General features: G+C 67.2%; 29 protein-coding genes and 1 tRNA gene. 12 read left to right on the top strand and 18 right to left on the bottom strand.

The window, feature by feature from the left end; all coding sequences use genetic code 11:
• Window positions 1–77: 77 nt before the first annotated feature.
• Entirely contained in the window at window positions 78–1,796 is a 1,719-nt protein-coding gene (gene rpsA, locus GV027_RS06315; protein ID WP_031393081.1) for a 30S ribosomal protein S1, read from the bottom strand.
• A 275-nt stretch (window positions 1,797–2,071) separates the two neighbouring features.
• Here rpsA and GV027_RS06310 point away from each other — a divergent pair, with 275 nt between their 5' ends.
• On the top strand, window positions 2,072–2,329 hold the full coding sequence (locus GV027_RS06310; protein ID WP_031441625.1) for a SemiSWEET family transporter: 258 nt from the start codon (window positions 2,072–2,074) through the stop codon (window positions 2,327–2,329).
• A 241-nt stretch (window positions 2,330–2,570) separates the two neighbouring features.
• On the opposite strand, the gene cmk is transcribed toward GV027_RS06310, so the two are convergent.
• Window positions 2,571–3,203 (bottom strand): (d)CMP kinase, encoded by a 633-nt coding sequence (gene cmk / locus GV027_RS06305; protein WP_159511312.1) that lies wholly within the window; start codon window positions 3,201–3,203, stop codon window positions 2,571–2,573.
• 1 nt (window position 3,204) lies between these two features.
• A complete protein-coding gene (gene aroA, locus GV027_RS06300) occupies window positions 3,205–4,539 on the bottom strand; it encodes a 3-phosphoshikimate 1-carboxyvinyltransferase (protein ID WP_159511311.1) in 1,335 nt (444 codons plus the stop codon).
• A gap of 98 nt (window positions 4,540–4,637) precedes the next feature.
• On the opposite strand from aroA, the gene GV027_RS06295 reads away from it, so the two are divergent.
• Both GV027_RS06295 and GV027_RS06290 read left to right on the top strand, forming a co-directional pair.
• Complete coding sequence (locus tag GV027_RS06295) at window positions 4,638–4,964, top strand: TIGR02300 family protein (protein ID WP_031395784.1); 327 nt, start codon at window positions 4,638–4,640, stop codon at window positions 4,962–4,964.
• Between the two features lie 82 nt (window positions 4,965–5,046).
• A tRNA-Ala gene (locus GV027_RS06290) sits at window positions 5,047–5,122 on the top strand.
• Between the two features lie 88 nt (window positions 5,123–5,210).
• On the opposite strand, the gene GV027_RS21785 is transcribed toward GV027_RS06290, so the two are convergent.
• Complete coding sequence (locus tag GV027_RS21785) at window positions 5,211–6,425, bottom strand: methyl-accepting chemotaxis protein (RefSeq protein ID WP_159511310.1); 1,215 nt, start codon at window positions 6,423–6,425, stop codon at window positions 5,211–5,213.
• Between the two features lie 140 nt (window positions 6,426–6,565).
• Complete coding sequence (locus GV027_RS06280; RefSeq protein ID WP_159511309.1) at window positions 6,566–7,249, bottom strand: peptidylprolyl isomerase; 684 nt, start codon at window positions 7,247–7,249, stop codon at window positions 6,566–6,568.
• Between the two features lie 96 nt (window positions 7,250–7,345).
• Between GV027_RS06280 and GV027_RS21190 the strand changes: the two genes are divergently transcribed.
• Complete coding sequence (locus GV027_RS21190) at window positions 7,346–7,513, top strand: hypothetical protein (RefSeq protein ID WP_168427553.1); 168 nt, start codon at window positions 7,346–7,348, stop codon at window positions 7,511–7,513.
• Here GV027_RS21190 and GV027_RS06275 read toward each other — a convergent pair.
• Window positions 7,503–8,834 (bottom strand): MFS transporter, encoded by a 1,332-nt coding sequence (locus GV027_RS06275; protein ID WP_159511308.1) that lies wholly within the window; start codon window positions 8,832–8,834, stop codon window positions 7,503–7,505. The two genes, GV027_RS21190 and GV027_RS06275, sit on opposite strands and share 11 nt — an antisense overlap.
• A gap of 223 nt (window positions 8,835–9,057) precedes the next feature.
• On the opposite strand from GV027_RS06275, the gene pgsA reads away from it, so the two are divergent.
• Genes pgsA through GV027_RS06260 form a run of 3 tightly spaced genes read left to right on the top strand, consistent with a single transcriptional unit; the run spans window position 9,058 to window position 10,317 of the window.
• A complete protein-coding gene (pgsA, locus tag GV027_RS06270; RefSeq protein WP_031395843.1) occupies window positions 9,058–9,609 on the top strand; it encodes a CDP-diacylglycerol--glycerol-3-phosphate 3-phosphatidyltransferase in 552 nt (183 codons plus the stop codon).
• 4 nt (window positions 9,610–9,613) lie between these two features.
• Window positions 9,614–9,871 carry a molybdopterin converting factor subunit 1 gene (gene moaD, locus GV027_RS06265; protein WP_031395844.1) on the top strand — a complete coding sequence of 86 codons (258 nt, stop codon included), beginning with the start codon at window positions 9,614–9,616 and terminating at the stop codon, window positions 9,869–9,871.
• On the top strand, window positions 9,868–10,317 hold the full coding sequence (locus GV027_RS06260; protein WP_159511307.1) for a molybdenum cofactor biosynthesis protein MoaE: 450 nt from the start codon (window positions 9,868–9,870) through the stop codon (window positions 10,315–10,317). Before moaD ends, GV027_RS06260 begins: the two co-directional genes overlap by 4 nt.
• A gap of 6 nt (window positions 10,318–10,323) precedes the next feature.
• Here the strand turns inward: GV027_RS06260 and GV027_RS06255 are convergent, their stop codons facing one another.
• The 3 genes from GV027_RS06255 to GV027_RS06245 form a co-directional block, all read right to left on the bottom strand.
• Window positions 10,324–10,992: a fasciclin domain-containing protein gene (locus GV027_RS06255; protein WP_236559067.1), complete on the bottom strand. Its 669-nt coding sequence runs from the start codon at window positions 10,990–10,992 to the stop codon at window positions 10,324–10,326.
• Between the two features lie 146 nt (window positions 10,993–11,138).
• On the bottom strand, window positions 11,139–11,786 hold the full coding sequence (locus tag GV027_RS06250) for a fasciclin domain-containing protein (RefSeq protein WP_159511306.1): 648 nt from the start codon (window positions 11,784–11,786) through the stop codon (window positions 11,139–11,141).
• 86 nt (window positions 11,787–11,872) lie between these two features.
• On the bottom strand, window positions 11,873–12,790 hold the full coding sequence (locus GV027_RS06245) for a LysR substrate-binding domain-containing protein (RefSeq protein WP_031441633.1): 918 nt from the start codon (window positions 12,788–12,790) through the stop codon (window positions 11,873–11,875).
• A gap of 151 nt (window positions 12,791–12,941) precedes the next feature.
• On the opposite strand from GV027_RS06245, the gene epsC reads away from it, so the two are divergent.
• Window positions 12,942–13,673, top strand: a complete 732-nt coding sequence (gene epsC, locus GV027_RS06240) for a serine O-acetyltransferase EpsC (RefSeq protein ID WP_037527486.1) — start codon at window positions 12,942–12,944, stop codon at window positions 13,671–13,673.
• Window positions 13,674–13,682: 9 nt separating this feature from the next.
• Window positions 13,683–14,027, top strand: a complete 345-nt coding sequence (locus GV027_RS06235) for a DUF2794 domain-containing protein (RefSeq protein WP_031395850.1) — start codon at window positions 13,683–13,685, stop codon at window positions 14,025–14,027.
• A 17-nt stretch (window positions 14,028–14,044) separates the two neighbouring features.
• Here GV027_RS06235 and GV027_RS06230 read toward each other — a convergent pair whose 3' ends face one another.
• The 9 genes from GV027_RS06230 to GV027_RS06190 form a co-directional block, all read right to left on the bottom strand.
• Window positions 14,045–14,959, bottom strand: a complete 915-nt coding sequence (locus tag GV027_RS06230; RefSeq protein ID WP_159511305.1) for an SDR family NAD(P)-dependent oxidoreductase — start codon at window positions 14,957–14,959, stop codon at window positions 14,045–14,047.
• 102 nt (window positions 14,960–15,061) lie between these two features.
• Complete coding sequence (locus GV027_RS06225) at window positions 15,062–15,430, bottom strand: hypothetical protein (RefSeq protein WP_031395852.1); 369 nt, start codon at window positions 15,428–15,430, stop codon at window positions 15,062–15,064.
• 156 nt (window positions 15,431–15,586) lie between these two features.
• Window positions 15,587–16,279: a phosphate regulon transcriptional regulator PhoB gene (gene phoB, locus GV027_RS06220; RefSeq protein ID WP_031395853.1), complete on the bottom strand. Its 693-nt coding sequence runs from the start codon at window positions 16,277–16,279 to the stop codon at window positions 15,587–15,589.
• Between the two features lie 5 nt (window positions 16,280–16,284).
• On the bottom strand, window positions 16,285–16,968 hold the full coding sequence (phoU, locus tag GV027_RS06215; protein WP_159511304.1) for a phosphate signaling complex protein PhoU: 684 nt from the start codon (window positions 16,966–16,968) through the stop codon (window positions 16,285–16,287).
• Window positions 16,969–16,982: 14 nt separating this feature from the next.
• The gene (gene pstB / locus GV027_RS06210; protein WP_159511303.1) at window positions 16,983–17,744 is read right to left on the bottom strand and encodes a phosphate ABC transporter ATP-binding protein PstB; all 762 of its coding nucleotides are present in this window, start codon (window positions 17,742–17,744) and stop codon (window positions 16,983–16,985) included.
• Window positions 17,744–18,958, bottom strand: coding sequence for a phosphate ABC transporter permease PstA (gene pstA, locus GV027_RS06205; RefSeq protein ID WP_031395856.1), 1,215 nt, complete (start codon window positions 18,956–18,958; stop codon window positions 17,744–17,746). Before pstA ends, pstB begins: the two co-directional genes overlap by 1 nt.
• A gap of 88 nt (window positions 18,959–19,046) precedes the next feature.
• Complete coding sequence (gene pstC / locus GV027_RS06200; protein WP_159511302.1) at window positions 19,047–20,423, bottom strand: phosphate ABC transporter permease subunit PstC; 1,377 nt, start codon at window positions 20,421–20,423, stop codon at window positions 19,047–19,049.
• A 49-nt stretch (window positions 20,424–20,472) separates the two neighbouring features.
• Window positions 20,473–21,555, bottom strand: coding sequence for a substrate-binding domain-containing protein (locus GV027_RS06195; RefSeq protein WP_159511301.1), 1,083 nt, complete (start codon window positions 21,553–21,555; stop codon window positions 20,473–20,475).
• Window positions 21,556–21,601: 46 nt separating this feature from the next.
• The gene (locus tag GV027_RS06190) at window positions 21,602–22,834 is read right to left on the bottom strand and encodes a sensor histidine kinase (protein ID WP_159511300.1); all 1,233 of its coding nucleotides are present in this window, start codon (window positions 22,832–22,834) and stop codon (window positions 21,602–21,604) included.
• 142 nt (window positions 22,835–22,976) lie between these two features.
• Between GV027_RS06190 and GV027_RS06185 the strand changes: the two genes are divergently transcribed.
• The 3 genes from GV027_RS06185 to GV027_RS06175 are packed head-to-tail and all read left to right on the top strand — an operon-like array spanning window position 22,977 to window position 24,536.
• Complete coding sequence (locus GV027_RS06185; protein ID WP_031441639.1) at window positions 22,977–23,387, top strand: hypothetical protein; 411 nt, start codon at window positions 22,977–22,979, stop codon at window positions 23,385–23,387.
• 4 nt (window positions 23,388–23,391) lie between these two features.
• On the top strand, window positions 23,392–23,679 hold the full coding sequence (locus GV027_RS21395) for an HPr-rel-A system PqqD family peptide chaperone (RefSeq protein ID WP_236559066.1): 288 nt from the start codon (window positions 23,392–23,394) through the stop codon (window positions 23,677–23,679).
• Window positions 23,676–24,536, top strand: a complete 861-nt coding sequence (locus tag GV027_RS06175; protein WP_159511299.1) for an HprK-related kinase A — start codon at window positions 23,676–23,678, stop codon at window positions 24,534–24,536. The genes GV027_RS21395 and GV027_RS06175 overlap by 4 nt, the downstream gene beginning before the upstream one ends.
• The last annotated feature ends 10 nt before the right edge of the window (window positions 24,537–24,546 follow it).

The raw sequence follows: 24,546 nt of genomic DNA, 5'->3' as shown, positions 1-24,546 counted from the left end.
GGGCGATAGCACCAAATGAGTTTCAAGCCAAAAGCAAAAGGGACCGAAATGCATCGAGCATCCCGGTCCCAATTCACTTACTTCTTTTCGGCTTCCGTGCGGGCCTTGAGAGCCTCGCCCAGGATGTTGCCGAGGGTCGCGCCGGAGTCCGACGAACCATACTGAGCGACGGCCTGCTTCTCTTCCGAGATCTGCATCGCCTTGATCGAGAAGGTCGGCTTCTTCGAACGATCGAAGCCCGTCACCATCGCGTCGAACTTCTGGCCGACCTGGAAACGCTCCGGACGCTGCTCGTCGCGATCGCGACCCAGATCCGTGCGCTTGATGAAGCCGGTCGCGCCATCGTCGCCCTGCTGCACTTCGAGGCCCGCGTCGCGGACTTCGAGAACGGTGACCGTGACGATCGCGTTCTTGTTCAGCTTGTCGCCTGCTGCTGCGATGCCGCCGGCCGAAGGCCCGCCGCGCTCGAGCTGCTTCATGCCGAGCGAGATACGCTCCTTCTCGGCGTCGATGTCGAGCACGACGGCCTCGACGGTCTCACCCTTACGGTGCAGGTTGAGCGCGTCCTCGCCCGAAACGCCCCAGGCGATGTCGGACATGTGGACCATGCCGTCGACGTCGTTGTCGAGGCCGATGAACAGACCGAATTCGGTCGCGTTCTTGACTTCGCCCTCAACGGTCGAGCCGATCGGATGAGCGGCAGCGAAGGCCTCCCACGGATTGGCCTGAGCCTGCTTGAGGCCGAGCGAGATGCGACGCTTCTCGGAATCGACTTCGAGGACCATGACGTCGACTTCCTGCGAGGTCGACACGATCTTGCCCGGATGGACGTTCTTCTTGGTCCAGGACATTTCCGACACGTGGACCAGGCCTTCGATGCCCGCTTCCAGCTCGACGAAAGCACCATATTCGGTGATGTTCGTGACGCGGCCGGTGAGCTTTGCGCCGACCGGATACTTGACCATCGCGCCATCCCAGGGATCGCTCTCCAGCTGCTTCATGCCGAGGCTGATGCGCTGGGTGTCCTTGTTGATGCGGATGATCTGCACCTTGACGGTGTCGCCGATGTTCAGGACTTCGCTCGGGTGACCGACGCGCTTGTAGCTGAGATCGGTGACGTGCAGCAGGCCATCGATGCCGCCGAGGTCAACGAACGCACCGTAATCGGTGATGTTCTTGACGACGCCGTCGATGATCTGGCCCTCGGCGAGGCTGAGGATCAGGCCCGAACGCTGCTCTGCACGCGTCTCTTCAAGAACCGCGCGACGCGACACGACGATGTTGCCGCGCTTGCGGTCCATCTTCAGGATCTGGAAGGGCTGGGGGATGTCCATCAGCGGGGTGACGTCGCGCACGGGGCGGATGTCGACCTGCGAGCCCGGCAGGAACGCGACGGCGCCGTTCAGGTCGACGGTGAAGCCACCCTTCACGCGGCCGAAGATCACGCCCTCGACGCGGGTCGTCTTCGAGAATTCGGTTTCCAGCTTGTCCCATGCGGCTTCGCGGCGCGCACGATCGCGGCTGAGCATCGCTTCGCCATGGACGTTCTCGACGCGGTCGACATAGACTTCGACTTCGTCGCCGACCTTCAGGTCAGCCTTCTGGCCCGGCGCTGCGAATTCGCGAAGCGGCACGCGGCCTTCCGACTTCAGACCGACGTCGATGACGGCCATGTCGTTCTCGATGCCGGTCACGGTGCCATGCACCACGCGGCCCTCGAAGCTGTCGGCGTCGCCGAGCGTCTCGTTCAGCATCGCGGCGAAATCGTCGCGCGACGGCATTACCTGGGTTGCCATAGAATTCAGTAATCCTAGTCTGTTTCCGGCCAAGCGGTTGGATCCGCTGGTCTTGGCCTTCGTTGCCGTGACGACCGAACGCCGGCGCGGCATCCGGACGGCACGAGGCGCAGAGGATGTAGACGCTGAATGCGAAAACGGCGCGTGAGACTCAGAGGTCTCCGCGCCTTCCTCCACGAGCATCGCTCGCCGGACGCTCCTGTGTAGCGGAAACCCCGTCTCGGAGCAAGTTCGCCGCTGCAGCGTTAGGGGCGGCTTACAACAGGAGCGAAGATTTGAGCGAACGCGGCATTCTCGTGCTGGGCTGGATCGCCACGGCGACGGCGATCGTGATGTACCTGTCGTATATCGACCAGATCATGCTGAACCTGGCCGGGCAGAAGGGATCGGTGGTCCAGCCGTTCGCGACGATGGTCAATTGCGGACTGTGGGTGGCGTATGGCGTGCTGAAGCCGAAGCGCGACTGGCCGATCGCGGTGGCGAACTTCCCGGGGGTGGTGCTGGGGGCGATCACGCTGGCGACGGCGTTGTAAGGGGGGCGTCTGGGCGCCTCCTTGTTCTCCCGCGAAGGCGGGGGCCTAGTCTGGGTCTCCGCCTTCGCGGGGAAACAGTGTTGGTACATAGAACCCCGACCCCAACCGCTGCCACCCCGGCGAAGGCCGGGGCCCAGTTGGGGGAAATCGCTGACTGAGTGCAGCGCTCCGTTACTGCGACCTTTCCAACTGGGCCCCGGCCTCCGCCGGGGTGGTCGTCTCTGCTGGGAGGGGGAGGGGCCTACCCCGCCTTCTTCGCGCGCTGCGCCTCGACCAGCGCCACCGCGCGCTGCACCGAGGCCTCGATCGACAGGAAGCTCGTATCGAGCAGCGCCGCGTCCGCCGCCATCACCAGCGGGGCGGTCGAACGGCCGGTGTCGCGGGCATCGCGCGCGCGAATGTCCGCCAGTACGCGGTCCTTGCTCGCCGTCCCGCCACGCGCCTGCAGCTCGGCATGGCGCCGCTGCGCGCGGATATTGGGGGTCGCCTTCACGAACAGCTTGGCATCCGCATCGGGCGCGATCACCGTGCCGATGTCGCGCCCGTCGAGAATAGCGCCACCCGCCTGTGCGGCAAACCGCTTCTGCCGCTGCATCAGCGCTGCACGGACCAGCGGGTGTGCGGACACGATCGAGGCCATCGCCCCGACATCGTCGTCGCGCAGCGCCGGGTCCGTCATCACCGCATCGTCGAAATCGCATGCGGCGACCGCATCGGCCTCCTGCTCGGGATCCAGCCCCATCCGCGCCACGTTCAGCGCAACCGCGCGGTAGAGCAGGCCGGTATCGAGATAGGGGAGGCCGTAATGCTTCGCCAAGGCGCGAGCGATCGTGCCCTTGCCCGATGCCGCCGGACCGTCGACTGCGATGATCATCTTATTCCCCTTTGCCGGTCAGCGCGTCGAGCGACCGGAAGAACACGGGATAGCTCGTCGCCACCGGCGATATGTCGTCGATCGTGATGGGCTCGGCGCTGCCAAGTCCAGCCACCACCATGCTCATTGCGATGCGATGATCGAGTTTCGAGGCGACCCGAGCGCCACCGCGAATCGCCGCCCCGCCCGAACCCGTGATCGCCATGCCGTCTTCGAATTCCTCGCACACCACGCCGCACGCCTCGAGCGCGATCCGCATCGTCGTGATGCGGTCCGATTCCTTCACCCGCAGCTCGTGCGCGCCCCTGGCGACGCTCGTGCCGGACGCAAACGCCGCGGCGACGAACAGCACCGGATATTCGTCGATCATGCTCGGCGCGAGATCGGCGGGCACCTCGATCGCGGTCAGCGCGGCATGGCGGACACGCAGATCGGCGACGGGCTCGCCGCCGACGGTCCGCGGATCGAGCTCGGTGATGTCCGCGCCCATCATGCGCAGCGCCGTGACGATGCCGATCCGCGTCGGGTTCAGCCCGACATTGCGCACGACGATATCCGATCCCGGCACGATCGACGCCGCGACCAGCCAGAAGGCCGAGGACGACGGATCGCCCGGCACGACGATATCCTGCGGGGTCAGCTCCGCCTCGCCGGTGATCGAGATCACGCGGCCCTGGTCCGTTTCCTCGACGGTCAGCTGCGCGCCGAACCCGGTCAGCATCCGTTCGCTGTGATCGCGCGTCGCGACCGGCTCGATCACCGTGGTGATGCCGGGCGTGTTGAGCCCCGCCAGCAGGATCGCCGACTTTACCTGTGCCGACGCGACCGGCAGCGTGTAGGTGATCGGCACCGCGGGGCAGATCCCGCGCACCATCAGCGGAAGCTTGCCGCCGGGCGACGCGGTGATGTCCGCGCCCATCTGCGACAGCGGCTCGATCACGCGGCCCATCGGCCGTCCCGACAGCGAGGCGTCGCCGGTGAAGGTGCAGGTGATCGGGTGGCTCGACACCAGCCCCATCAGCAATCGCGTCGAGGTGCCCGAATTGCCCATCTCCAGGGCGGTCGCGGGCTGGAGCAGCCCGCCGACACCGACGCCGTCGACGACCCAGATGCCGTCGTCCTGCCGCTCGATCGTCGCGCCCATCGCGCGCATCGCCGCCGCGGTGGCGAGCACGTCCTCGCCCTCGAGCAAACCGGTGATCCGGCTGGTGCCGACCGCGAGGCTCGCGAACATCAGCGCGCGGTGGCTGATCGACTTGTCGCCGGGAACCGCAATCGAACCGGTCAGCGGACCGCGCGCGACGACGTCCAGCGGTTGGGGGAGGGGGTGTGTCATGGGGCCGGGCTTTTGACAGTGGCCTTGCGCTATGGCAAGGCGCGCCCACTTTGCGGGGGCATCCCCCACAATCTATCCATTCGAAAGGTTCTATCGGCATGATCAAGCCGGAATGGGGCACGAAGCGTTCGTGTCCGAAATGCGCGACGCGTTTCTACGACCTCGAAAAGGCCGACCCCGTCACCTGCATCGAATGCGGGTATGCGTGGGAGCCCGAGCCGATCCTGAAGTCGAAGCAGCCGCTGCCGTTCGAGGTCGCCAAGCCCGACACCAAGAAGCCCGACGCGGATCTCGAGGGTGACGAGGAAGAGGATATCGCCTCGATCACCGGCGAGGACGAAGAGCCGTCCGCGGACGACGAAGTCGATCTGGGCGGTGACGACGACCTCGGCGTCGAGACGCCGCAGGACGAGCACGAGCGTTGAGATAAAGAAATTTGGCAGGCGGCGTTTACGCCGCTTGCCAACCCGGGCGGCTCCGGTTAGTGAGCCGCCTCCCAACGGGAATGGGGCCGTAGCTCAGCTGGGAGAGCGTTCGCATGGCATGCGAAAGGTCAGGGGTTCGATCCCCCTCGGCTCCACCATTCTCGTTGATACGCGACGCGGTCGCGGTCCCATATTTGTGATGGACACCCCGCAGCGGGTCGTAACGCCGTTGTGCCGTCACAGGCCTCAATAGGTCGCCTGGAAGGTCTCGGTGGCGACGCTGAGACCATGGGTCAGGGCGTGGACGGATTCGAGCTGCTGGCCGATCCGCCGGGCCAGGCTGATGAAGCGCTGGTTTCGGACTTCGAGATGCTCGACGCTGTCGGTCATCGCGCGTGCGGTGAGCGCGGTTTCGTCGATCGCGGCGGTGATCGCGAGGATGCGCTCGGTCTGACTATGTGCGGTGTCGGTCACGATGACCGCACGAGCCTGGATATCGGCGATGTCGTGCGCGATCGCGCGATTCGCCGCGACGACGTCGCGCGTCGCGATCTGCATCGCCGAGATCTGCGGCTCGATCCGCGCGACCGCATCGGACGTCTGCGTGGCAAGCGTCTTCACCTCGGCTGCGACCACCGCGAAGCCGCGCCCGGCCTCTCCGCTGCGCGCCGCCTCGATCGCGGCGTTGAGCGCGACGAGGCTAGTCTGCCGGGCGACCGCGCGGATGATGTCGAGGATAGAGCCGATCGATCCGGCACGGTCCGACAGCCCTTGCGACAGGGCGACCGTCTCGTGCGCATGCGCCATCGCACCGCTGGCGGCGCTGCTGGTGTGGCGGACCTGGTCGACGACCGTGTCGATCATGCCCGCCATCATCGCCGAGGTCTGTGCGGCATCCTGCATCGCGGCGGTGGATTGCTGCGCGGCGACGACGACGTCGCCCAAATCGCGGACGATCAGTTCGAGTTCGGCTTCGCCCGCGCGGCCCATCGCCTGGCCTTCCGCCGCCGCGGCATCGGTTTCGGTGACGACGGTCGCGATCTCCTTGCGGAACCGTTCCGCCTGCGCGGCTTGCGCCGCGACGACGTCGGTCAGCCGTCGCTCGACCGTGACGTCGCGGTAGGTGATTACCGCGCAGTGCCCGGGCAGCGGGGCGAAGTTGATATGCAGGATCGTCCCGTCGTCGAAATGATGATCGATATCGACGCTGTCCTGCCGGGCCTGCCAGCGACGGTGATTGTCGACCACCGTCGCGATCCGTGCCGCGGACCAGCCGACGGCGGTCCCAACGATGCTGAGAAAGCTCGCCATGTCCATGCCGACCATGACGCGGTCCGGGTCGAAGCGGAACAGCGCCGCCACGCGCGGATTGACCAGCGCGATCCGCTCCGCCGCGTCGAAGACCACGACGCCGTCGGCGACCGCGGTCATCGCGATCGCCAGCAAGACGTCGGGGGGCATCGTCCCCGTGCCTGGCGCGGTTTCCACCGCTGGCGAGGGGCGGGGGATTACGGCATGTCGCGTCTGCATCACCGCGGACTAGCCCAAAATGGTTCTAGATCCGTTACTTAACCCCGATCAGTTGCCCTTTGCGACGGGCTTCACCGTGTCGCGGGCGGGGTCCGCCGGGCGGTCAGGATGCGGATCGGCGCGGCGATCATCTGGCCCTTCATCACGCCTTCGCCCTTGGTCGGCGAGGTAGGCGCGGCAAGGATGCCGCGGACGATGTCCATGCCCTGGACGACGTGCCCGAACGCGGCAAAGCCCGTATTGTCGCCCGGCTTCTCGGGATGCGCGTCGAGGAAGGGGATCGCGCCGACGGTGATGAACACGTCGGCGCGCCCGCTCCCCGGCGCCAGCCGTGCGAGCGAAATCGTGCCGTCGGTGTGGAGCACGCCGGTCTTGCTGGTCGGCTCGTGCGCGATCGGCGGGAAGGCGCGCTTGGGATCGCCCTCGATCCCGCCCTGGATCAGCCCCGTATCCGGCCCCAGCCGCAGCGCGCGATAGAAGGTCGTGCCGTCGAGCTTGCGCGCGTCGACATAGCGCAGGAAATTCGCGGTGGTGATCGGGGCGCGCTCTTTCTCGAGTTCGAGCACGATCGGGCCGAGGCTGGTGGTCAGCGTCACGCCGATGGTCGCGGGGCGCGGCGTCGCAGCGGGCACCGGTGGCGACGCATCTGCGGGCGCGGTGGCAGGCGCGGTGGCAGGGGCTGGCACGGGTGGCACGCCCTGTGCGGCGAGCGGGGCGCTTGCCATCAGGGTGGCGAGGACGGCGTATCGCAGCATGTCGAAACTCCTGAATTCTGTCCCATTCGCGGACGGGTTAAAACGGGACGATTTTGTCGCTGGTCGAAAAGGTAAACACCGCGTTAACCGGTCGCCATGACCCGACGCCTAGTCCTGACCAACGAAGCCGCGCGCCACCCGTTTCGACGGACGCTGCCCCCGCCCGTGATCGCAGCGCCGGGCGGGCGCGACGATCAGGACGTCAAGCTGTTCGTGCTGAGCTTCGCGGCCTTCTTCACCTGCTTCTACAGCTTCATTTTCTGATCACGGGCAGGCAGGTTTCGGCATCGTCGTCACAGGCGCGGTGCAGCTTCTGCGCGATCCAGGCGGATACGAGGCACATGCCGGCGACCAGGAACAGCAGGTCTTCGGGCGTCACGCCCGCCATCGTGATGCCGATGACCGCGATCGACCCGATCGTCATCGCGCCCGAATTGACGACGTTGTTTGCCGCCACCGTCCGCGCGGTCTGATCCTTTTCGACCGTCGTCGTCAGGAACGCGTAGAGCGGGACCACGAACATGCCGCCGGTGATCGCGATCATCATCAGCGTGCCGAGTACCGGCCAGGCGCGCGGCTGTGCGAGGAACCCGGCCCAGTCGTAGAAATGGCCCGGCGCTGCCGGGGTCCAGGTCCGCACCAGGACCGAGAAGATGACGACGAATCCGCCCATCGCGATCACCGAGGCAGGTGCGTAGCGCGCCGAGATCCGGCCCTTGAGCATCGTGTTGATCACCACCGAACCGATCGCGACGCCGATCGAGAACACCGCGATCACGAAGCTCGCGACCCGCTCGTCCGCGGTCAGCACGTTCTTGACCAGCGGCGGGAAGATCACGATCAGCACCGCGCCGATCGTCCAGAAGAAGCTGATCGCGCAGATCGCCAGGAACAGCCGCGGGATGTGCATCGTAGCGCTGATCAGCCGCCACGACGCGGTGAACGGGTTGTAGTTGAGCACCAAAGGCGGGCCCTCGCGCGGTGCCGGCGGCACCTGGCGACCCGCGAACCAGCCGATCACCGCGATCGCCAGCACCGCGATCGCGGCGCGCTCGATATGATCGGTCATGAACCCGGCGGTGATCGTCCCCATCAGGATCGCCAGATAGGTACCGGCCTCGACCAGCCCGGTGCCGCCGAGCACGTCGCATGGCGGCAGATGCTGCGGCAGGATCGCGTATTTGATCGGCCCGAAGAACGTCGAATGCACGCCCAGGCACAGCACCGCCCCGAGCATCAGCCCGAGGCCGATCGTCGAATGGCCGCTGCGCGCCACCATCAGCCCCGCCGCGCCGAGCGCCATGATGCCGATCTCCGCGCTCTTCACGAGCCGGATGATCCGCGCCTTGTCATGGCTGTCCGCGAGCTGCCCGGCGAGTGCCGAGAGCAGGAAGAAGGGGATGATCGCAATTCCGGTGGCGAGTGCGTTGAAATTCGCCTCCATCCGCGGATCGTTGAAGATCGCATAGGTCGCGAACAACACCATCGACGTCTTGAACAGATTGTCGTTGAAGGCGCCCAGAAACTGTGTCGTGAACAGGGGCAGGAAGCGTCGTTGCTTCAGCAACCCGAGTGCGTTGCGCATGCGAGAAAAGGCCCTGATCGTGGCAATAAGACTGCCGCGGCCTTAGCCCAGCGGGGGCGGTAGGCCAATGGTTTAGCGCCGTCCGCGTCGGCCGGGTGTCCGCGTACGGGATCCGGACGAGCCCCCGCGCCACGGTCCGGCGTCCGCGCTTGCCGCACATTAGTCGGCACCGATTGGTAAAACCCGGTTTCGCCAAGGGCATGACCGGAGTAGGGAAGGCGGGGTGTGGACCCTGCCCAACCTTCTGACGCTGTCGCGCATTGTCGCGGTACCCCTTCTCGTCGGCTTTCTGTGGTGGCCCGGCTGGGCGGCCGGCTACGGCATCGCCTTCGCGCTCTACTGCCTGATGGGCATCACCGATTATTTCGACGGCTATCTCGCGCGGTCGAACGGCGCAGTCTCGCGCCTCGGGATCTTCCTCGATCCGATCGCGGACAAGATCATGGTCGCGGCGGTCATCCTGATCCTGGTCGGCACGCGCGATATTGCGGGCGTCCATGTGATCGCCGCGCTCGTCATCCTGCTCCGCGAGATTGCGGTGTCGGGCCTGCGCGAATTCCTGGCGCAGGTGCAGGTGTCCGTGCCCGTCTCGCAGCTTGCGAAATGGAAGACGACGCTGCAGCTGGTCGCGCTGGGCGGACTGATCCTCGCGGGCGCGCTGCCCGACATGCCGTGGGTACATGGCGTCGGGCTCGCCGCGCTCTGGGGGGCTGCGGTCCTGACGCTCGTGACGGGCTGGGATTACCTGCGCGTCGGCCTGAAGCATATGGATTGAGCGCATGACGGTGACGATGGTGTATTTTGCGTGGGTCCGCGAACGGATCGGGACGGGCGAGGAGCGTGTCGATCCGCCCGCATCGGTGACCACGATCGCCGAACTGGTCGACTGGCTGGCGCTGTCCAGCCCGGGCCATGCCGCCGCCTTTGCCGATCCCGCCCGGCTGCGCGCCGCCCTTGATCAGGCGTTCGTGCCGATCGATACCCCGATCGCCGGCGCGCGCGAAATCGCACTCTTCCCCCCGGTGACGGGCGGATGATTCGGATCATCGTCCAGACCGCGCCGATCGATGTGCTGGCGGAGATCACTCAGGCCGAAACTGCCGGCGAACGCGGCGCGGGCGCGGTGGCGACCTTCACTGGTCTCGTGCGCGCAGATGACGGCGTCGAGACGCTCGAACTAGAACATTATCCCGGTGCGACCGAGGCTGCGCTCACCAAGGTGGCAACGGGTGCCGTCGAGCGTTGGGGGCTGAGTGCGGTGACGATCGTCCACCGGGTCGGGCCGATGCATCCGGGTGAACGGATCGTCTTCGTGGCGGCGGCGTCCGCACACCGTGCGGCGTCGCTCGACGCCTGTGCCTATCTGATCGATCGGTTGAAGACCGATGCGCCGTTCTGGAAACGCGAGACCCGCGGCACACAGGCCAGCTGGGTCGAAGCGCGCGACGCCGACAAGGACGCCGCCGCGCGCTGGACCTCATAGACGGCGTTAGCCGATCTTGGGAACGCTCATGCCATTGGTGAGATGGACGACACCGTTGGTCGCCTTGACATCTGCCGTGTCGACATAGGCCTTGCTGCCGGCAACGTCCGTCAGTTCGATATTGCCGTTCGGACCCACCGATGCCGTCAGCGGCTGGCCGGCCAGCGTCGTGAGCACTGCCTTGCCGCCACCCGACGTGATCTGCGCCTTCAGCTGATCCGACGTCACGGCGCCTGCGACGACGTGATACTTCAGGATCGTCGCCAGCGTGGGCTTCGCCTCCGGCTTCATCAGCGTGTCGAGCGCGCCGGCGGGAAGCCGCGTGAATGCCTCATCGCTCGGTGCGAAAACGGTGAAAGGGCCGGGGCCCGCAAGCGTCGTGCCGAGGCCGGCTGCAGTCACCAGCTTGGCGAGCGTCGCGCGGTTTGGAAGCGTCGGCAGCGCTGCCGCGATCGTCGCGGTCGCTGCAGGCTGTGCCGCGGCGGGTGCCGCTGGAGCGCCGGCCATCGGTGCGGCGGTACCAGCCTGTGCAGGGGTCTGCATCGGGGTCTGCGCGGGCGCCGTGCCAGTTGGCGCGGTCTGTGCGGGCGTCGTGCCGCTCGGCGCGGTCTGCGCGATTGCCGGTGCGGCCGCGAGAAGCGTTGCGGCAAGGACGAGAGGGGTCTTGGTGATCATGGATTTCTCCTAGCTGAAACAATCGTGAAATAAATTCTGCGATAGAACGTATGGAGTCACGCGGCGGTTTGCCAAGTTACGGACGCGCCAACAGGACCAAGTGCGCCGTTGACGCGACGAAGTGTTGGCACGCTGCCACACCTCGCTCAAGACAAGCGGGGTACGATTACCCCGTTGACGACATGAACAATGCCGTTCGACTGACGCACATCGGCGGTCTCAATATAACTTTTGTTACCGTTGACGTCGGTGAGTGCGATGATATCTCCGACGAGGGTCACCGTGATTGCATCACCTTCGACAGTCGTCAGTGCGGCGGTGCCGCCACCCGCCGCGACACGCGCCTTCAGGTCGGCAGCGGTGATGTCGCCTGGCACGACGTGATAGGTGAGCACTTTCGCCAGCGATGCCTTGTTCTCGGGCTTGAGCAACGTCTGGACCATGCCGGGCGCGAGCCGGCCGAACGCGGCGTCGGTCGGCGCGAAAACGGTGAACGGCCCGGTCCCGGACAGCGTCGCGGTCAGGTCCGCAGCCTTCAGCGCGGTGACCAGCGTTGCGAGATTGGGTGCGGCGGAGGCATTGTCGACGATCGTCCGCGTCGCGATCATCGGCACGCCGCCGACGGTCGGGTTGGCGACGGCGATCGGCCCGTTGGGCGTCGACAGTGCGGGGTTGGCGGGGGGCGGCGCCGTCGGCGTGCCGAGGTCGCTATTGCCGCTGCTGCAGGCGGCGAGCGCGAGCGCGACGAGACCCGTGGTGCCCAGGCCAATATACAGGGGGCGCAGGTTCGACATCGAAATCTATCTCCTCAAACGGGCGCTTGCGAACCGCAACTACGGTTGAGCCCGGAAATTGTTGCAGTGCGGGCCAGCGCGGCCGGTCAGCGGGCGTCGGCAAGCGCCTTGGCGAGCAACTGGAAATCCTTCTCGCGCGGCGAGGCCTTGCGCCATACCAGCGCGATCCGGCGAAACGCGTTCTCGGCATCGAGCGGCAGCGCGGTGATCCCGGTATTTTCGAGGATCCCGGCGTTCAGCGCCATTTCCGGCAGCATCGTGATGCCCAGGCCGTTGTCGACCATCTGCACGATCGTGTGGAGCGACGTGCCCATCATCGTCGCCTCGGCACGGATCTCCGGCCGGTTGCACGCGGCGAGCGCATGATCCTTCAGGCAATGCCCGTCCTCGAGCAGCAACAGCCGGGTCTCGTCGATCGCCGAGGCGGGAATGGCGGAGGCGGGGATCGAGGTCCGGTCCGCGGGCACGTCCTCGGTCGGGAAGGCGACGAACAGCCGGTCGTCGAACAGGGGCTCGAACGCGACCTCGCCACAGGCATAGGGCAGGGCGAGCAGCACACAGTCGGTGCGGCCGTTGTGCAGCCCCTCGCACGCCGCGCCGCTCGGCTCCTCGCGCAGGAACAGCTTGAGGTCCGGATAGTCGCGTCGCAGCCGCGGCAGGATGCGCGGGAGCATGAACGGCGCGATCGTCGGGATCACGCTCATCCGCATGTCGCCCGACAGCGGCCGGCCGGCAGCGCGCGCCATGTCGCCGAGTTCCTCAGCCTCGCGCAGCACGCGACGCGCCTTGTCCGCGATTCGATCCCCCAGCGGGGTGAAGCGGACGACGCGGCGCGTGCGCTCGACCAGCACCACCCCGATCAGCGTCTCGAGCTCGCGCAGCCCTGCCGACAGCGTCGACTGGGTCACGAAACAGGCCTCGGCAGCACGACCGAAATGGCCATGGTCCTTCAGCGCGACGAGATATTGCAGTTGCTTGAGCGTGGGGAGATAGGTTGCAGCCATTGATCGCCCATATCGATCGTGCACCCCCGTTTGTCCATGCCGGGTCGATAATGAGGCCGTCAGCGCGGGGCGTCCGCCGCGGCGTTTCCCCCGCCCGCTGGAAATCGCCCCTTTGAACGCCTAAATGAGCGGACCGCCAAGGGGAATGCGCATGTTCAGCCGGTTAGGGGCTTATCTCGACTCGATCCGGGCGCGTGACCCGGCGCCGCATTCTCGCGCGGAGATTATGCTTTACCCCGGCGTCTGGGCGCTGGGGATGCACCGCATCGCGCACCGGCTGTATAGCGGGCAGAATTTCTTCCTGGCGCGGTGCGTCAATCATTTGTCGCGCTTCCTGACCGCGATCGACATCCATCCCGGCGCGACGATCGGCCGCAACTTCTTCATCGACCACGGCTTCGTCGTGATCGGCGAGACCTCGCTGATCGGCGACGATGTGACGATCTATCAATGCGTGACGCTGGGCGGGACGAGTCCTGACAATGGCGTTGCGGGCAAGCGTCACCCGACCATTTCGGACGGTGCGATCATCGGATCGGGCGCGCAGGTGCTCGGGCCGATCACGCTCGGCCGGCGCTCACGAGTCGGCGCGAATGCGGTTGTGACGCGCGACGTCCCCGAGGGCACGACCGTCGTCGGCATCCCGGCGCGCGCGACGACGGTAGAGGGCGGCGCCGCCCCCGAGGCACCTCGCTTCGTGCCCTATGGCACGCCGTGCACCGAGGCCTTCGACCCGGCGACGCAGAAGATGGAGATCATGCGCTGCGAGCTGGAGATGATGCGCAAGCGTCTGGATTCGCTGCTCGCCGATCAGGACCTGTCGACCGATCGCGACGGGCTCCGTCGCGGCCCGGTCGAACAGGATCTGCGCGATCGGGCCTGATCCGTCCTGATGAACAACGTCACGCCCTTTCCGACCCGCAATACCGCCCCCACCCAGATCGGCTTCGATCGGCTCGAACTGATGCGGATCCTCGACCTCTACGGGCGCATGGTCGCGGCGGGGCATTGGCGGGACTATGCGATCGATCTCGGCCGCGAGGCGGCGGTGTTCGCCTGTTTCCGCCGCGCGGCCGAGCGGCCCGAATTCCGGATCGAGAAACGCCCCGCGCTTCGCAACCGCCAGGGCATGTGGGCCCTGGTCGGCGAAGGCGGGGCGGTGATCAAGCGCGGCCATGACCTCGGCCCGATCCTGGCCCCGGTCGAGCGACGGTTGATGAAGCTCGTCGAAAGCTGAGCCCGCCGGCGCCGCGGTCAGCCGCGCTGGAGCTTCGCCAATATGGTCATCGCCTGGTCCGCGCCCGATTGCGGGACGATCTCGCCGTTGCGGTCGGTAATCGCCACCCAGTTGGCGGCCACCCCTTCGACCGACAGATCGTCGCCCGACAGCAACGCGCCCGGCGTCAGCGTGACATAGGCGGCCTGGAACACGCCAGCGCCGGCGCCGAGGATCATGTTGGTCGGGGCATCCTCAGACACCAGGAAGACTGCGCCCGGCGCGACCTTGTCGGGGGAGAAGGCCTTGAACGCCTCTTCGGGAAAGATGTCCTGCGTCATCCGCGTGCCTGCGGTCGGCGCGATCGTGTTGACGCGGATGTTGTTCTTCGCCCCTTCGATCGCGAGCGTCTTGGTCAGGCCGGCAAGGCCGAGCTTGGCGGCACCGTAATTGGCCTGGCCGAAATTGCCGTACAGGCCGGTCGACGACGCAGTCATCAGGATGCGGCCGTAATTCTGCGCGCGCATCCCGTCCCAGACCGCCTTGGTCGCGTTGGCCGAGCCGTTCAGATGGACGTCGACGACGAAGTTGAAATCGGCGGGGTCCATCTTGGCGAAGCTCTTGTCGCGCAGCACGCCGGCATTGTTGATGAGGATATGGACGCCGCCCCATTTTTCGGACGGACGTGCCACCATCTCGACCATCTGGTCATAGTCGGTGACGCTGCCGCCATTGGCGATCGCCTCGCCGCCTGCGGCCTCGATCTCCTCGACGACCATCAGCGCTGCGTCAGACTGTCCCGTACCGTCGCGCGAGGCGCCCAGATCATTGACGACAACCTTCGCACCGCGCCGGGCGAGCTCGAGCGCATATTCGCGGCCGAGCCCGCCGCCTGCGCCGGTGACGATCGCGACGCGGCCAGCAAAACCGAAGGATCCAAAGCTGTCGGACATGGAAAAAGGCGCCCCTCTCTTATCGTGGAGCGCCTTTCCTAGAACGTAAAGCAGTCGGCGCAAGCCGCGGCGTTAGCCACGGCCCGCACCGATGGTAATCGCTTACTTACCGCCGCGGTTCTTGCAGCCGTCCTTAACGGTGCGCGAGCAGGTTGGATACTCGGCAGGCGCCGGGGTCGGCGGCGTCACCGTCGGCTGACCGAAGACGATGTTCGCACCACCGGGTGCAGCCATCGGAGCCTGGGGCGCTGCGGGCGGCGGCGGTGCCATCGCTGGATCGGCAGGGGCTGCAGGATCGGCTGCCATCGCCGGATCGGCGGGAGCGGCGGGATCTGCGGCTGGCGGTGCCATTGCCGGATCAGCGGGCGCAGTCTGGGCGGCCGGGTCTGCTGGCGGCATCGTCTGCGGCGCGGTCTGCGCGAGCACGGGCGAGGCAAGCAACGCTGCAGCGGCGAGAAGAATGGACTTCATGCGAATCTCCTGAATACTTGGAGCGCAAATTCGTTAGCGCCACGGTTGAACGCACTAAAACCCGCTTGGGTCCTTCGTTTCGCGTCCGATTCTAACCGGCTTGTCTTGGTCCTGCACTAATGACGCGGTCGGCGACCGCTTGCAGTACCCCGACTTTCACCCGCCAGTATCAAGCGAATAGCCAGCCGAGCGCACCGTGCGGATGATATCGGGACGTTCGCCGGTGTTGATCGCTTTCCGCAGCCGCCGGATATGCACGTCGACGGTGCGCGATTCGATGTCCGAATCATGCCCCCACACCGCATCGAGCAGCCGTTCGCGCGAGAAGACCCAGCCGGGATGTTCGAGGAAATGCTTGAGCAGCCGGAACTCGGTCGGCCCGAGTGCGACGACCTCGCCCGAGCGGCGGACCTTGTGGCCGACGGTGTCCATCTCGATGTCGGCATAGCTCAGTGCTTCGCCGGCAAGCGCGGGGCGGACGCGGCGCAGCACTGCGCCGACGCGCGCGACCAGCTCGCGCGGCGAGAAGGGCTTGGTGACGTAATCATCGGCACCGGTCTCGAGCCCGCGGACACGGTCCTCCTCCTCGCCACGCGCGGTCAGCATGATGATCGGCACGTTCTGGGTCTCGGGCGCGCGACGCAGGCGGCGGCACACCTCGATCCCCGACAGGCCTTCGACCATCCAGTCGAGCAGGACGATATCGGGCACCTTCTCACGCGCGAGCAGCAGCGCCTCCTCGCCATCGGGGGTGTGCGCGATCTCGAAATCCTCGCGCTTGAAATGCCAGACCAGCAGTTCGGCGAGCGCCGCGTCGTCCTCGACCAGCAGCATCCTTGCACGGGCCATGTCGATTACTCTTGTATGCCGCCGCGGTCGCGGTCGGCCATCTGGGTGCCGGTCGCGGCAAAATAGACCATCTCGGCGACGTTGGTCGCGTGGTCGCCGATCCGTTCGAGATTCTTCGCGACGAACAGCAGGTGCGCGACCTGGCTGATCGTCTTTGGATTTTCGACCATGTAGGTCACCAGCGTGCGAAAGATGCTGTCGTAGAAATCGTCGAGCGCGGCGTCGCTTTCGACGACGAGCATCGCCGCCTCGAAATCACGCGCGGCAAAGGCGTCGAGCACGTCATGCACCATCTCGCTCGCCATCCGGCCCATGGCGGGCAGGATCGAGATCGGATCGATCCGGTGCTCGCTTTCGATCATCGGCACGCGCTTGGCGATGTTCTTGGCATAATCGCCGATCCGCTCGACCACGCCCGCGATCTTCAGCGCGGCGACGACCTCGCGCAGGTCGATCGCCATCGGTGCGCGCAGCGCGATGATCTGCACCGCCAGCCGCTCAACCTCCGCCTCGATCGCGTCGATCTGCTTGTCCGCCGCGCGGACCTCGCGTGCGAGCGCGACGTCGTTACGGTGGAGCGCCTTCATCGCATTGGCGATCGCGTCCTCGGCGAGGCCACCCATCTGCGAGATGAGGCCCCGGAGGCGTCCGATCTCGTCGTCGAAGACCTTTACGGTATGCGTGTTCATCGATCCCGTCCCCATCAGCCGTAGCGGCCGGTGATGTAATCCTTGGTGCGTTCCTCGCGCGGGTTGGTGAAGATGGCGGAGGTGTCGCCATATTCGACCAGCGTGCCGAGGTGGAAGAAGGCGGTGCGCTGGCTGACGCGCGCCGCCTGCTGCATGTTGTGCGTGACGATCACGATCGCATAGCGGCCGCGCAGCTCGTGGATCAGCTCTTCGATCTTGGCGGTTGCGATCGGGTCGAGCGCGCTGCACGGCTCGTCCATCAGGATCACCTCGGGATCGACCGCGATCGCGCGCGCGATGCACAGCCGCTGCTGCTGTCCGCCCGACAAGGCGGTACCGCTGTCGGTCAGGCGATCCTTGACCTCGTCCCAGAGACCCGCACGCCGCAGCGACTTCTCGACGATCTGGTCGAGGTCGCTCTTGGCACCCGCAAGCCCGTGGATGCGCGGGCCGTAGGCGACGTTCTCGTAGATCGACTTGGGGAAGGGGTTCGGCTTCTGGAACACCATGCCGACGCGGGCGCGCAGCTGGACGACATCCATGTCGGGCGAATAGATATCGTGCCCGTCGAGCTCGATCTTCCCCTGGACCCGCGCGCTGGCGACTGTGTCGTTCATGCGGTTGAGCGTGCGCAGGAAGGTCGACTTGCCACAGCCCGACGGGCCAATGAACGCGGTGACATTGTCCATGTCGACGTCGATCGACACATTGTCGATCGCGCGTTTCTGCCCGTAATAGACGCTGACGTCGCGCGCGGTCATCTTGTGGTTGGTCATCACCAGCGGGTCTCGAATTTGTTGCGGAGGTAGATCGCGACGCCGTTCATCGCGAGCAGGAAGACGAGCAGGACGATGATCGCGGCCGAGGTCTTCTCGATGAAGCCGCGGCTGACCTGATCGGACCACAGGAAGATCTGCACGGGCAGCACGGTCGCAGGGTCGCGCAGCCCCGATGGCGGCGCGGCGATGAACGCGCGCATGCCGATCATCAGCAGCGGTGCGGTCTCGCCGAGCGCACGTGCCATGCCGATGATCGTGCCGGTCAGGATGCCGGGCAGCGCGAGCGGCAGGACATGGTGGAACACGACCTGCACCGGCGATGCGCCGATCCCGAGCGCTGCGTCGCGGATCGATGGCGGCACCGCCTTGATCGCGTTGCGCCCGGCGATCACGATTACCGGCATCGTCATCAGCGCGAGCGTCAGCCCGCCGACCAGCGGCGCCGATCGCGGCATGCCGAAGGTGCCGAGGAACACCGCGAGCCCGAGCAGCCCGAAAATGATCGAGGGCACCGCGGCAAGGTTGTTGATCGACACCTCGATCAGGTCGGTCCAGCGGTTCTTCGGGGCATATTCCTCGAGATAGAGCGCGGACAGCACGCCGATCGGGAAGGCGAGCAGCAGCGTGACGATCATCGTCAGCAGCGAGCCCTTGAACGCGCCCCAGATGCCGACCCGCGTCGCATCGGTCGAATCGGCGGTGGTCAGGAACGTCATGCTCAGCCCGCGCGTCAGCACGCCGCGCGCCTTGAGCCGGGCGACGACCGCCTCCGCCTCGGGCGGGCCGTCGCCCTTGGCGGCCATGTCGACCGGGCTGGCGACGGGCACCGCGATCACCGTCTTGCGCGACAGCAGACCGGGATCCGCCTTGAGCGCATCGCGCACGGTCACCCAGGCGCCGTCCGACAACAGGCCTTCGCCATCCTTGCCGAACGCGCGCGTCGCAGCGCTGTCGACCGCACCCTCGAGACCGGCGCTGGCGAGCGCGAGATCGGCGCCGCGGCTTGTCAGCCGTGCGGGTTCGATCGGCAGTGCGGCGGCGGCGAAATCGATCGGCAGCGCGACGCGCGTCTCGACGAACCCGCTCGCGCCCTGCCACAGCATCGACGACAGCAGGAAGGCGAGGAAGCCCGCGGAGAGCCAGACCGCGGCCAGCCCGGCGAGGCGGAACCGGCGCTCGGCGGCATAGCGGCGGCGGATGCGGCTCTGCATCGCCTTGGTGGTCCAGTCGGTCGGCACGCGCGCCGTGGCGGGCTTCGCCGAGGCCGTAGCGTCTGGCGTACCGATGAAGGGGGTGACGCTATTCATAGGCTTCGCGGTACCGTTTCACGACCGTCAGCGCGACGATGTTGAGGAGCAGGGTGACGACGAACAGCGTCAGCCCGAGCGCGAAGGCCGCGAGCGTCTTGGCGCTGTCGAACTCGGCCTCCCCGGTCAGCAGGTCGACGATCTGCTTGGTGACCGTCGTCGTGCTGGCAAACGGGTTGAGCGTCAGCGTCGCGACGCCGCTCGCGGCCATCACCACGATCATCGTCTCGCCGATCGCGCGGCTGACCGCGAGGAGGACGCCGCCGACCACGCCGGGCAGCGCGGCGGGGAGCAGTACGCGGCGGATCGTCTCGGACGAGGTTGCGCCCATCGCGAGACTGCCGTCGCGCATCGACGAGGGGACCGCGGCGATCGAATCATCGGCCATCGACGACACGAACGGGATGATCATGATCCCCATCACGAGCCCGGCGGCGAGCGCGCTCTCCGACGAGGCCCAGCTGATCCCGATCCACACCGCGAAATCGCGCACCGCCGGCGCCACCGTCAGAGCGGCGAAATAGCCATAGACGACGGTCGGCACGCCCGCGAGCACCTCGAGGATCGGCTTCATCCACTTGCGCGTGGTCGGGGCGGCATATTGCGTGAGGTAGATCGCGCTCATCAGCCCGAACGGGATCGCGACGATCATCGCGATCACCGCGCCGATGAAGAACGTCCCCCAGAACAGCGGCACCGCGCCGAGCGAAGCGCCCGGATCACGCGCGTCGACGACCTGCGGGCTCCAGTGCGTGCCGAACAGGAAGTCGGTGATCGGCACGATCGAGAAGAAGCGCGCGGATTCGTAGAGCAGCGAGGCGACGATGCCGACCGTGGTCAGGATCGCGATCAGCGACGCGCCGAGCAGCAGGATCATCACGATCCGCTCGACCCGCGTCCGCGCGCCGAAGCCCGGCCGCACGCGCAGGAACGCGAACGCGCCGCCGGCAAAGGTGAGCAACAGCGCGAGCGCGGTCGCGATCCAGTCGTAGCGCGACTGCGCGGCGGCATAGACTGGCGACAGGACGCGCGCGAGCTCGTGGAACGCGCCGAAGCTTCGTCCCTCCGCCAGGCTGCGCGCCTCGGACAGGATCGAGGCCCGGTCGAAGCCGGGCGGGGGCAGCTGCACCGCGGCGGGGCTGGCCAGCACGGTGTCGGTCACGAGTGCGGGTGCGACCATCGACCAGCCGACCAGGAAGAGCAGCGGCGGGATCGCGGTCCACAGCGCGACATACCAGCCGTGATGCGCGGGCAGCGAACTGAACCGCGCGGTGCTGCCTTTACGGAACCGTGCGGCGCGCATCCGCGCGCTCAGCCACGCGATCAGGCCGAGCCCGAGAACGAGGAAGAAGAGGGCGAGTGCCGACATCAGGCCGCCTCCGCCGGTTTCGGGGTGGCGGTCGTGTTCCAGTAGTGCATCACGACAGCACCGCCGGGTCGAGGATCGTCTCGTTGGCGATGATCGCCGCCGACCGGGCCTGGACCGCGGGTGGCGCGGCGATCAGGCCGCGCTTCACCAGCGGCCCGGTCGCGCTCCAGTTGGCGGCATAGAGTTTCAGGAACGTCCGCAGGCCCGGGATCGCGCTCAGATGCGCCTTCTTCACATAGATGTAGAGCGGGCGTGACCCCGGATAACGATTGTCGGCGATCGTTGCATAGGTCGGCTCGACGCCGGAAATCGCGACGCCGTTCACGTCGTTCTTGTTCTCTTCGAGATAGCTGTAGCCGAACACGCCGATCGCATTGGGGTTGGACTGGAGCTTCTGGACGATCAGATTGTCGTTCTCGCCCGCATCGACATACATCCCGTCCTCGCGGACGCGCGTGCACAGCGCCTTGTGCGCATCGGGATCGGACTTGGCGAGCGGCTTGGCGGCGGGATCGCTCGCTTCGCAGCCCTTGGTCAGGATCAGCTCGGCGAGCGCGTCGCGCGTGCCGCTGGTCGCGGGCGGGCCATAGACCTGGATCGGCACCGGCGGCAGCGCGGGGTTCACGTCGCGCCATACGCGCGCGGTGTTGGGTCGGCCACCGGGGCTGGCGGCTAGCGCCTTGTACAGGTCGGTCGGGGTAAGCTGCATCTTCGGGCCGTTCTTCGCCTCGGCAAAGGCGATGCCGTCGATCCCGACCTGGATTTCGAGGATCTGGCCGGCGCCGTTGGCCGCGCAGTCCTTATACTCGCTCGCCTTCATCCGCCGCGACGCATCCTCGATATCGGGATGGCCGGCGCCGATGCCTGCGCAGAACAGCTTCATCCCCGCGCCGGTGCCGGTCGATTCGATCACCGGTGCCTTGGCATCGGGATCGTTGGCGACGAGCTGTTCGGCGATCATCGTCGTGAAGGGGTAGACCGTCGACGATCCGACCGCGGTGATCTGATCGCGCGAGCCTGCGCCGCCGCCATTCGCCTGATCGACGCATCCGCCGACCAGCGTTGCGCCCGCCAGTGCCGTGACCGCCAGTCCTGAAATCGCCCCGAAACGCTGCACGTCAATTCCCGTCATGCCTGCCCGATAGCGCGGCTAGACCGGATCCTGTGTGACAGTCGCGTTACCGTTTGATGACACGCGACGAATTGGCGGGGCCGGCACCGGCCGGCGGCAGGATTACCGCGACCGTCGTGCCGACCCCGACCTGGCTCGCGATGTCGAGGCGTCCGCGATGTCGCTCGACGATATGCTTGACGATCGCCAGCCCCAGTCCGGTACCTCCGAGCGACCGGCTGCGCCCGGCATCGGCTCGGTAGAATCGCTCGGTCAGTCGCGGGATGTGCACAGCGGCGATGCCGTCGCCCTCGTCGCGTACCGCCAGCCTGACCATGCCGGTCACGTCGCGCGCCAGGGTGATCGTCACCGGCGTCCCGGCGCGGCCATATTTCATCGCGTTGCCCACCAAATTGTGGAGCATCTGCGACAGCTGCACGCGGTCGCCCGACACCGGGGGGACGGCGGGCTCGATCGTCGCGACCAGATCAAGGCCCCGGTTGCCCGCGCCGTCGGCCAGTTCGGCCCGCACGTCGCCGACCAGAATGGCCAGGTCGATCGGCGTGTCGGGGACACGGTATTTCTCCGCCTCGATCCGGCTGAGCGAGATCAGGTCCTCGATCAGCCGCAGCATCCGCTTCGCCTCGTCGTCCATCACCTTGAGGAACCGCGCGCGGATTGCCGGATCCTCGCCCGCTTCCTCGCTCAACGTCTCGATGAAGCCGAGGATCGAGGCGAGCGGCGTGCGCAGTTCGTGGCTCGCATTGGCGACGAAATCGACGCGCATCCGTTCGGCGGCATAATTGCCGGTCTGGTCGATCAGATGGACGATGCGCTGCCCGTCGGACAATTCGCCGACGCGCATTTCCCAGCGCTGGTCGCGGGTGCCCAGCCCGACCAGCTCGATCGGCGGGGTCTCGCCCAGCGCGGCGGGGGACGACAGCGCTTCGGCCGCGGCGGGGTGGCGGATCGCCACGCGCGCATCGTCACCGATGATGTGTTCGCCGAGCAGCGCGCGCGCGGCGCGGTTGGCGAGCACGACGCGGCCGTCGCGGACGAGCAGCACGGGCTCGACGATCAGGTCGAGCGTCTCGTCGAGGATCGCCGGATTGACCGGCACGGGATCGGCGGCGGCGGGCGGCTCGTCCCCGGTTCCGGCGGCGACCAGCGCGGCGGCGATCCCGCCGACCAGCGCGACCAGCCCCGCCTGGATCGACGTGCCGATCGCGAATACCGCGATTGCGGCGCCACCGGCCACGATGATCGCCCAAAAGGTGCGCAGTCCAAATCCGGTCAACATGCGCGCGTGTCTAGGCCATTCGCTGCCCCGCGCGCCAGCCCGTCCCGCAGCGGCACAGCGCCGGCCCCATCGCCCCCTGCAAAGCCCGGTTGCTTGCGCGAGGTTCATGATTGTGAAAGGGCATGATGCTAGCGGAGACCCGATGAGCGACGACACGCGCCCCGACACCGATCCGATCGAGACGACGCCGTCGCGCCGCCGCGTCCTGACGCTCGGCGCGGTCGGTGCCGCTGCGGTCGTGTCGATCCGTCCGGCGCTGGCGCAGACCGCGGGATCGGTGCTCAATTGCGACATTCCGGTGCCCGATGCGGGCCGCGCGGGCAGCTTCATCGATGCGCAGGGCAAGATCGTGCCATCGGGCACCAAGGGCGCTTTCGCGGGCGCCAGCCGGCCGTTCAAGGGCGAGGAGGTCCGGCGCGTGCTCAACAGCGGCGGCCAGCTCCCCGGCACCGATTCCGAACGCAGCCGCGCCTATGTAAATTACATCCGCCGGTTGCAGCGCGGCCAGGGCGGCTTCACCTGCTTCGCCTCGTTGCAGATGCCGCGCGGCTGAGGCCGTGGACGACGCCGCACCGGGGCCGATCTACCGCGCCGACCCGCCGGGCGGGCTGGTGCTCGCGCCGCTCGACGCGTTTACCGCGGTCTATCACCGGCGATCGGGCATGACTCACCTGCTGACCGAACCCGCGCCGCAGATCCTGGCGATCCTCGGCGCCGCCGGGCTGTCGCTCGACGGGCTGCTCGACCGGCTGGCGGACGACTATGATCTCGCCGACGCAACGCGGCCGGCGCTGGCGGCGCGGCTCGACGAGCTGGTCGCCGCCGGGCTTGTCGCGACGTCGTGAGACACGCCTTCGCGCTGCGCATCGGTCCGATCGGGTTCCGGATCGGATCGGACTGGCGCGCGCCGGTCGATCAGCTGCGCAGTCTCTACAGCGATTATCCCGCGCCGCAGGACGGGGTGGCGGATTACACCGTCCGTCTCTTCGCGCGGCGGCCGTGGCGGCGGTGGCTCCGCCCGTCGGTCGAGATCGGCGGTGATTACATGCTGCCAGAGGCCGCGCCGCTGCCGCTGCGGCACGGGCTGCTGGCCGCCGAAATGGCGATGAACCTCCAGATGGCGCTCGGCGCACGCCGCCACCTGTTGCTCCATGCCTCTGCGGTCGAACGCGATGGCCGGGCGGTGCTGATGACCGGGGTATCGGGTGCGGGCAAATCGACGCTGGCGACGCTGCTTGCGGCGCGGGGCTGGCGGTTCATGGGCGACGAGTTCGCGCTGCTCGACCCCGCGACCGGGCTGCTCCACGCGTTTCCGCGGCTGATCAGCCTGAAGAATGCGGCGATTCCGGCGGCCGAGGCGGCTTGGCCAGACGCGCGGATGGGGCCGCTGATGGCGGCGACTCCGAAGGGCGATATCCGCCACATGGTGCCTGATGCGCGTGCGATCGCCGCGATGGATCAGCCAGCGACCCCCGCCTTGCTGCTGTTTCCCCGCTACGGCGATGCGGCGGCGGTCCGACCGGTGCCGCCTGCCGAGGCGTTCGTGCGGATGACGCAGGCCTCGACCAACTATGTCGCGCTCGGCGAGCCGGGATTCACCGCGATGACCCGCCTGATCGCGCAGATCCCCGCAGTCGCAATCGACTATCCCGACGGTGCCAGCGGGGTCGCGCAGGTCGAGGCGTTATGCGCGGCGCTGTGACAGGCCTCCC

This window comes from Sphingomonas sp. T1, from assembly GCF_902506585.1.
GTDB lineage: Bacteria > Pseudomonadota > Alphaproteobacteria > Sphingomonadales > Sphingomonadaceae > Sphingomonas > Sphingomonas aerolata.
The sequence above is the reverse complement of the archived record's forward strand: the minus strand, read 5'-3'. Positions and strand labels throughout refer to the sequence as shown.